Source organism: Pseudomonas sp. H1h (assembly GCF_000633255.1).
GTDB lineage: Bacteria > Pseudomonadota > Gammaproteobacteria > Pseudomonadales > Pseudomonadaceae > Aquipseudomonas.
The window spans coordinates 1-7,672 of sequence record NZ_AYMJ01000027.1 but is presented as its reverse complement, the minus strand read 5'-3'; the positions used below and the strand labels follow the sequence as shown (position 1 = coordinate 7,672).

7 protein-coding genes are annotated in these 7,672 nt (G+C 62.9%); 2 read left to right on the top strand and 5 right to left on the bottom strand.

Annotated features, from left to right (window positions below):
- Positions 1-221: 221 nt before the first annotated feature.
- From U862_RS0121855 to U862_RS0121835, 5 genes are all read right to left on the bottom strand, one after another.
- Positions 222-986 carry an ABC transporter permease gene (locus U862_RS0121855; protein WP_025112365.1) on the bottom strand — a complete coding sequence of 255 codons (765 nt, stop codon included), beginning with the start codon at positions 984-986 and terminating at the stop codon, positions 222-224.
- Entirely contained in the window at positions 986-2,185 is a 1,200-nt protein-coding gene (locus tag U862_RS0121850; protein ID WP_025112364.1) for an ABC transporter substrate-binding protein, read from the bottom strand. Before U862_RS0121850 ends, U862_RS0121855 begins: the two co-directional genes overlap by 1 nt.
- The gene (locus tag U862_RS0121845; protein WP_025112363.1) at positions 2,151-2,993 is read right to left on the bottom strand and encodes an ABC transporter ATP-binding protein; all 843 of its coding nucleotides are present in this window, start codon (positions 2,991-2,993) and stop codon (positions 2,151-2,153) included. Before U862_RS0121845 ends, U862_RS0121850 begins: the two co-directional genes overlap by 35 nt.
- On the bottom strand, positions 2,990-4,060 hold the full coding sequence (locus U862_RS0121840; protein ID WP_025112362.1) for an acyl-CoA dehydrogenase family protein: 1,071 nt from the start codon (positions 4,058-4,060) through the stop codon (positions 2,990-2,992). Before U862_RS0121840 ends, U862_RS0121845 begins: the two co-directional genes overlap by 4 nt.
- Positions 4,061-4,124: 64 nt before the next feature.
- Complete coding sequence (locus U862_RS0121835; protein WP_025112361.1) at positions 4,125-4,670, bottom strand: carboxymuconolactone decarboxylase family protein; 546 nt, start codon at positions 4,668-4,670, stop codon at positions 4,125-4,127.
- A gap of 103 nt (positions 4,671-4,773) precedes the next feature.
- Here U862_RS0121835 and U862_RS0121830 point away from each other — a divergent pair, with 103 nt between their 5' ends.
- Together U862_RS0121830 and U862_RS0121825 are read left to right on the top strand one after the other, a co-directional pair.
- Entirely contained in the window at positions 4,774-5,685 is a 912-nt protein-coding gene (locus tag U862_RS0121830; protein WP_025112360.1) for an AraC family transcriptional regulator, read from the top strand.
- 48 nt (positions 5,686-5,733) lie between these two features.
- Positions 5,734-7,209, top strand: a complete 1,476-nt coding sequence (locus tag U862_RS0121825) for a hypothetical protein (RefSeq protein WP_025112359.1) — start codon at positions 5,734-5,736, stop codon at positions 7,207-7,209.
- Positions 7,210-7,672: the final 463 nt, after the last annotated feature.

Here is a 7,672-nt window from a genome sequence, read left to right as displayed (position 1 = left end):
GCAGGCCCGCTCCTACAGGGCTCTGTGGTGAACACGAATTTGGCGATTGGCCGAGATCATTGTGGGAGCGGGCTTGCTCGCGAAGGCGTCGGGGCAGGCAAAGGGATGGTGACTGACACGGCCTCTTCGCGAGCAAGCCCGCTCCCACAGGGTTCTGTGGTGAACACGAATTTGGCGACTGGCCGAGATCATTGTGGGAGCGAGCCCGCTCGCGAATGGGCTCAGGTCGGCGCCCAGCGCCGGTGCAGCCACCGCGCAAAAGCGTCCAGGGCGAAGCCCAGCACACCGATCAGCAGCACCATCGCCATCAGTTCCGAATACGCCAGGCGGTCCCGCGTATCGAGGATGAAATAGCCCAGCCCCGCGCTGACCCCAAGCATTTCGCACGGCACCAGGACGATCCACAGAATGCCGATCGACAGCCGCACCCCCGTCAACACATGGCCGAGGACGCCAGGCAAAATCACCTTGCGCAGGGTTTCCCAACGGGTGGCGCTGAGACTGCGACTGAGCTGCAGCCAGCGCGGATCGAGTTGGCGCACGCCGGCCACGGTGTTGAGCAGGATCGGCCACACCGCAGCAAAGGTCAGCAGAAAGTAGATCGGCTGATCACCCACGCCCATCAGCATCACCACCACCGGCATCCACGACAGCGGCGAGATCATCCGCAGAAACTGAAATGCCGGGGTGGTCGCTGCTTCCAGATGCCGGTAGCTGCCGATCATCAGCCCCAGCGGCACGCCAATCAGCAACGCCAGCAGCAGGCCGAGCAGAATCCGCTTCAGGCTGACCAGTACATGCTCGTACAGCTCCGGGCGCAGCAGGAGTTCACCGAGGCTGGCCAGCGTGGCTTCCGGGGAAAAACGCAACGCCAGGCTGTCGTTGCCGCCGAGCAGGTGCACGCCCAGCCACCACAGCAGCAACAGGCACAACAACCCGGCAACACCCAGCGCGCCGTGCAAGGTCGAGGAAGATCGCTGACGCATCAGAGGCTGAACTCCTCGCTGCGCTCGAAGCTTTCCGGCAAGCCGAATGCCTTCATCCCGCCGACTGCAGCAATGGCATTCCGCACGAAGCGATCGTCTACCAGATCCCTGGCGGTCTGCTGCGGATCAAGGCTGGCGAGGAAACCCTTGTCGCCTTCGATTAACGTGTCCTTCAGGCGCCTGACCAGCTCCTCGGTGTAGCTGGGGAACGGGTACGGCTGGAAGTCGATGCGTTGCTCATCCCAATGGCTGTGCTGGATCGCCCCGCTGCTCAGGTACAACTCACGATCACTGGCGGCCGGCGCCAGCACGCGGTCGAGCACCGGTTGCGCGTGGGGCGTGTAGCGATTGGCGCCGTCCCTGGACAGCAGTTTGGCCGCCTCGGCGCGGTTGTCGCGGGTCCAGACCTGCGCCTTGACGATGGCGTTGACCACTTTCTGCGACCACTCGGGACGGTTGTTCAAGTCCTGCTCGTGCATGAACACCACGCAGCAGGCGTGATTGCGCCAGACGTCGCCGGTAAAGCGCTGCACGCGGCCCACCTTTAGCTCCTCGGCCAGAGCGTTGAACGGCTCGGCGACGATGTAACCGGCAATCCGCTTGGTGGCCAGGGCTGGTGGCATGTCCGACGGCGGCAACACCAGCAGATTGACCTCGTTCGGCGCCAGCGCGGCGCTGGCCGGCTTGCTCACCGGCACCAGCCCGTGGTCGCGGAACAGCTGCTGCACCACCACGTTATGGATCGAATACCAGAACGGAATCGCCACCGTCTGTCCGCCCAGTTGCTCGACCTCGGTGATGCCCGGCGCCACGGTCAGGCCCGAGCCGCCGACGTGGTTCCACGCCACGACCTTGGCCGGCACCTTGCTGCCGTAGCGCGCCCACACGGTCATTGGCGACAGCAGGTGGATCACGTTGACCTGCCCGGAAATGAACGCCTCGATCACCTGCGCCCAACTGCGCAACAGCACCGGGCGCTCGGCCTGAATGCCTTCGGCCTCGAACAGGCCATTGTTGTGCGCGACCAACAACGGCGTGGCGTCGGTGATCGGCAGATAACCGATGCGCACCGGCGCGTTCGGCTCGGATGCAGCGCGGGCGTTCAGGCTGTTGAGCAGCGGCAACGCGCCGCCAGCGGTCAGCAAGGCGCTGAGTTTGAGGAAGTCACGACGTGTGTGAGTGAAGTCGTCCAGGCACATGGTCAATCTCCGACGTAGCGGGCACAGGTTGAGTGAGAGGATTGCGGCTCGCCCGCCGAAGGGTTTTGAGAATGTCGATGCGCAGCGCGCCCAGTTCCTCGACCAGCTCCGCACGCGGCTGAGGCAGGTCGATGCGCCACTCGCCGAGGATGTGCGCCGGGCTGTTACCCAGTAGCAGAATCCGCTCGGAGAGCAGCAGGGCTTCGTCGATATCGTGGGTGATCAACACGGCTGCGGTGTGGTGTTCGGCAATCAGTTGCAAGAGCAACTGCTGCATGTCGGCGCGGGTGATTTCATCCAGCGCGCCGAACGGTTCATCAAGCAACAGCACCTGCGGCTGCCGCGCCAGACAGCGCGCCAACGCAGTGCGCTGGGCCATGCCGCCGGACAGCTGCGCCGGGTGCTGCAACCGTGCGTGCTCGAGGCCGACGGCGGCAATCGCGTGGTCGATCCGCGCCTTGCGTTGTTCGGCGGTCAGGTGCGGCTGCCGGGCGAAATCGAGGCCGAAGGCGACGTTCTTTTCCAAGGTCAACCACGGCAGCAGGCTCGGGTCCTGGAACGCCACCGCCACCCGAGGATGCGCGCCGGTCAGCGGTTCGCCAAGCAGGCTCACGCGGCCCCGCTGCGGCGCCTGCAAACCGGCCAGCACCCGCAGCAGACTGGATTTTCCGACGCCACTGGGCCCAAGAATCGTCACCACTTCGCCGGGCTGCAGTTGCAGGTCGAAGTGTTCCAGCACGGTGTGCCAGCCCTGCTCTCGAGGGTAACCGAGGCTGATGCCCTGCGCCTCCAGCAACGGCGTAGTCATGCCTTCGCTTCCCGTTTCTGCCGCTGCAATTCGGCGCGCAGTTGCACCAGGCTCGGGGTGACAATCGGCACGAACGCCGACTCACGCCAACGCCGGGCGAAACCACTGCCGTGCTCGGTCAGATAAGCCTTGCCACCGCTGGCCTGCAGTTCCAGTTGCACGGCGCTGGCGGCGGACTCAGCCAACGCGATGCGAACCTGGAACAAGGCCGCCGGATGCGTCAGGAAACGCCCATCCTGCAAGCCTTGTTTGAGCTCGCCAACGGTCTTCGCCAGTTGCTCGCGTTGCTCATGCAGCGGCTCCAGCAGAACCAAGCGACCGTCCTGCAAATGCCCTTCGACCTCGGCCAACGCACGTCGCGCCAGACCGATCGCCATGCCGCACTGCAAGCCGAGAAACGCCGGACGCACCGCTGGCAGAAACTTGCGCGCATCCTCATGCAGCAACCATTCGCGAGCGACCGCCACCTGGGTGAAATCGATGGCCGCGGTGTTACTCGATTGCAGTCCCATCAGTTGCAGATCGGTCGAACGTTGCACGCCGCCAGCGTCATCCGCGATCGCCAGCACGAACGGCGCACCGCCCTCTACGTGCTCGATCGCTGCCGCCACTACAAAACCGCTTTGACGCAGGTTGGTCACCCAGTGCAGGCGCCCGTTCAAGGTCCAGCCGTCGGTGGCACTGGCCGCGCGCACTTGCAGCGCTTCGATGCCGGACAGGAACTTCATCGCGTTGGACAAACCGGTCGCCCCAGCGAGTTCGCCGCTGAGCAACGACGGCAGCAGTCTGTCGCGCAGCACGGTGTTGGGGCTGTGCAGCAGGTATTCGATAAAGGCGCGCTGGCCCCAGAACACGAACGCCGCCGCCAATGAATGGCTGGCAACGGCGGCCAGGGTTTCCACGGCGTCGCTGACGTGCCCCCCGCTGCCGCCTAGCGCCGGGGCGATGCCGACGCGCAGCACCCCGGCCTGTGCCAGCTGCGTCAGCACCTGCTGCGAATCGCCGTCGCCCGTATCCAGGGCCTGGGCGTTGTGTTCCAGCCATTCAATCAATGCCGGATTGAGCATGTCGTTTCTCTCCTTGTACGCAGCCGCATCAACCATAGACGATGCAGCCTGAAGCGCTCGCCGATCACGCGCGATACGGGGCCAGCTCAGGGTTGAGCGGCGTGTCGGCAAACACGTTGGCGAAGTTGCACAGGGTCGCGAGGCTGACACCGAGGATCACTTCCAGCGCGTTGCCTTCGGTGTAGCCGGCGGCCTTGAACTCATTGAAGGTCTGATCACTGACCTTGCCCCGGGTGGCAATCACTTCACGGGCGAACGCGGCCAGGGTTTCCAGTTTTTCCACGGGCACGGTGGCTTTCTCACGCAGCGCACTGACCACCTCCGGCGGCAGTTTGGCCTTATTCAGCGCGACGGCGGTATGACCTGCGACACAGAAATCGCAACCATGGTTGGTCGCGGCAATCAGTTGCACCACTTCGCGCTCGGCGAGGCTGAGTTCGGCTTTGCCATTGAGCGCCGATACCGTAACGTAGGTTTCCAGCGCGGCTGGGGCGTTAGCCAATACGGCCAGCAGGTTGGGGATGAACCCGGAGCTCTTCTGCGCATTTTCGAGGAACGGCCTGGCCGCTTCGGGTGCGCTTTGCACGGTGTGTAAGGTAACTCGCGACATGGTGGAGACTCCTGCTGATGAGTGTCCGGCAAGTCTGTTGGTTATAAAAATTCCGATCCATATTCTAAAGTAGCGATTACTTGCTCCTGAGTGTTTCCATTAGATGATTTCGTCCAGCCCACTGGTTGATTGGTTATTAGAAAGCCTCGAACTCGACGCCCGCCTGTTCCACGTCGGCCGCTACTGCGGTGCGTGGCACGCGAGCACTCATGGGCTGGCGCGCGCAAGTTTCCATCTGATCGTGCAGGGCCATTGCTGGCTGCACATCGAATGTCATCCAGTGGCCCTGCGCCTGGACAGCGGCGATGCGGTATTCCTGCTGCGCGACCTCAACTACCGGCTCTCCAACGCCGAAAATCCGGCCATCGCCCACACGTTGCCGCGCGTGGCCATGACCGCGCTCGACAGTCAGGCGCAGGACGGTGTCGGGCTGGTCTGCGGCTTCTTTCACTTCAGGTCCGGGTTGTCATCGCTGATCATCGAAGGCTTGCCGGACTGGATCATCCTGCGCGCAGGCGACCCGAGCTCGAGTGCGGCGCGGGCCTTGTTCGAATTGATCCTGCACGAGTGCGAACGCCTGCCTGTCCCCTCCTCGGCCCTGCTGGAGCGCTTGAGTCATCTGCTGTTTCTTTACGTGCTGCGTCAGCAAATGGCCGACAACCAGCGCCTCGGCGGCCTCGTGGCACTGGCGCGCAATCCGCAGTTCGCGCCGCTGCTGGATCAGTTGATCGAGCAGCCGCAATTGCCGTGGTCACTTGAAAGCATGGCGGCGCGCATCGGCCTGTCGCGCTCGGCGTTCTTCAAACGCTTCAACGAACTCGCCGGGCAATCACCAGGGCAAGTGCTGCTGGCGCTGCGCATCCGTCACGCCTGCCAGTTACTGCGCGCCAACCACACGGTGGAGCAGGTGTGCGCGGCGGTGGGGTATCAGTCGATTGCCGCGTTTACCCGGGCGTTCGCCAAGTCGGTGGGCGTGCAACCGGGGGCCTATCGCAAGCAGCATGAGGGGCGCTGAGCACATGTTAATATGCCATCACTTTTTTTCTTGATGGCGTGTCCCCGCATGGATGCCTTGATTCGGCGCTTCAATTGCTTGTCGTTAGTTACTCTGGCCGTGGCGCTCGCCGCCTGCCAAAGCCCTGCGAAGAAACAGACCTCGGCCGACCTCGACGCAATGGGCCGTGAAGAACTCACCGCAGCCCTGGCCCTTCAACCGGAATCACATTCGATCGTGCGTGAGGGAGATTACGTCACCTACGTGGTGATGGAACTCAACGGCCACAACATCCGCCATCTCGTGCGCTTCGATGCCAACTGCCACCTGCCAGACGCGCAAATGGCTCACCTGACCACGGGTGGAATGCTGCGCTTGGCGGTCGATCGAAAAAGTGCAACGGCGGAAGGCAGACAAATGCCTGGCGCAGAGAAACAACTGTTTTTGCAGAGCGCCCAACTCAAGCAGGTGTGCGCCCAGACGCCCGTACCTCAATGGCGTGTCATTGCCGCGCCCGAACAGCAGGACTGGCAGTTGCTGGATCGCGCCAGCCTGATTCAAAAGGACGGCCAGACGTTGTTCTGGTCTGCCCGGGTTCCCGCTACCGAGGCGTTGATGCCGTCGGATAAAGACCTGTACTCGCAAGTCCGGCAACGCTGGAGTGCCGACTGCGCTCAGCAGCGATTGACCTCGCTCAGCACGTTTTATCTGGACAGGGACAACCGCGTGATCGGCGGCGCGATGGTCCAGCAACCCGCCGTGTTGCAAAACCCGGATGCCGATGAGCGCCAGTTGCTGACGCTGGCCTGCGGTACGCAGCAGGCGCTGGATCAATACAAGCCTTTCCCGGGCCGGACGCAAACTGCCTTCGTATTGCCGGTTCCGCAACTGCCAGCCTCGGTTGTGAAATCCATCGAGGCGTTGAAACTGCCGGCGCCGGAAAAAAGCATCGAGCATCTGCGCCTTTCCTATAAGAGCTTTAACGAAGCACACGAACAAAAGATCGCAGAACAACTGGATCTGTCGATCCTCAAGGACAGGCTACGCAACCCCGGGCGTGACACTCGCTATCTGCCCTACCAGCCTGGCAAGCAGTTGATGGAGCGCTACGATGGCAACACACGCCAAGTGGTCAACGTCAGCTTTCGTGGGCTGACCGAGCTGGCCAGCATTGACTACACCAAGGACCATTACGGAGTCAGGGTCAGAAAAAACGCCATCACCGATCTCCGATTCGAAGGTGACTGGACGAACATGCCGGTCGGCAGCCACCTGGCCTATACCGTGCAACGCGCCGCCGCCCGATATCAAAAAGCGCCTGAACCGGAGGACTCCAGGTTTGACTGCCAGGTGGAATCGCACAAACCTGCCAGTGAGTTCTATCCATCGTTGAGCGGCACCGCCAAGGTCATCACCTGCGCACGCAAAGACAAGGGCCAGGACAGCGCCACCTACGCCTATCTGCAAACCTACGGGTTATTTGTTCCGGTCGACGCCGGAAGTGCTTATGGCTACGGTCAGTACAAGATCGAAGCGGCGGAGTGAGGCGTCACTGCAGCGAGAAAGCTGTTGCGAAACCCGTGGAAGCCGACTTGCCCGCGAAGGCGTCGGCACATCCGGCATCGCATCGACTGACTCTGCGCTTTCGCGAGCAGGCTCGCTCCCACAGTGTTCGTGTCGATCAGCGGATTTGGGCATGCCACAAAACCCGTGGGAGCGAGCCTGCTAGCGAAGGCGTCGGCACATCCGGCATCGCGTCGACTGACTCTGCGCTTTCGCGAGCAGGCTCGCTCCCACAGTGTCCGTGTCGATCCTCAGACTTGGGCACGCCACTAGACCCGTGGGAGCGAGCCTGCTCGCGAAGGCGTCGGCACCTCAGGCATCGCGTCGACTGACTCTGCGCTTTCGCGAGCAGGCTCGCTCCCACAGTGTTCGTGTCGATCAGCGGATTTGTGCACGCTGCGAGACCTGTGGGAGCCGGGCTTGCCCGCGAAGGCGTCGGCACATC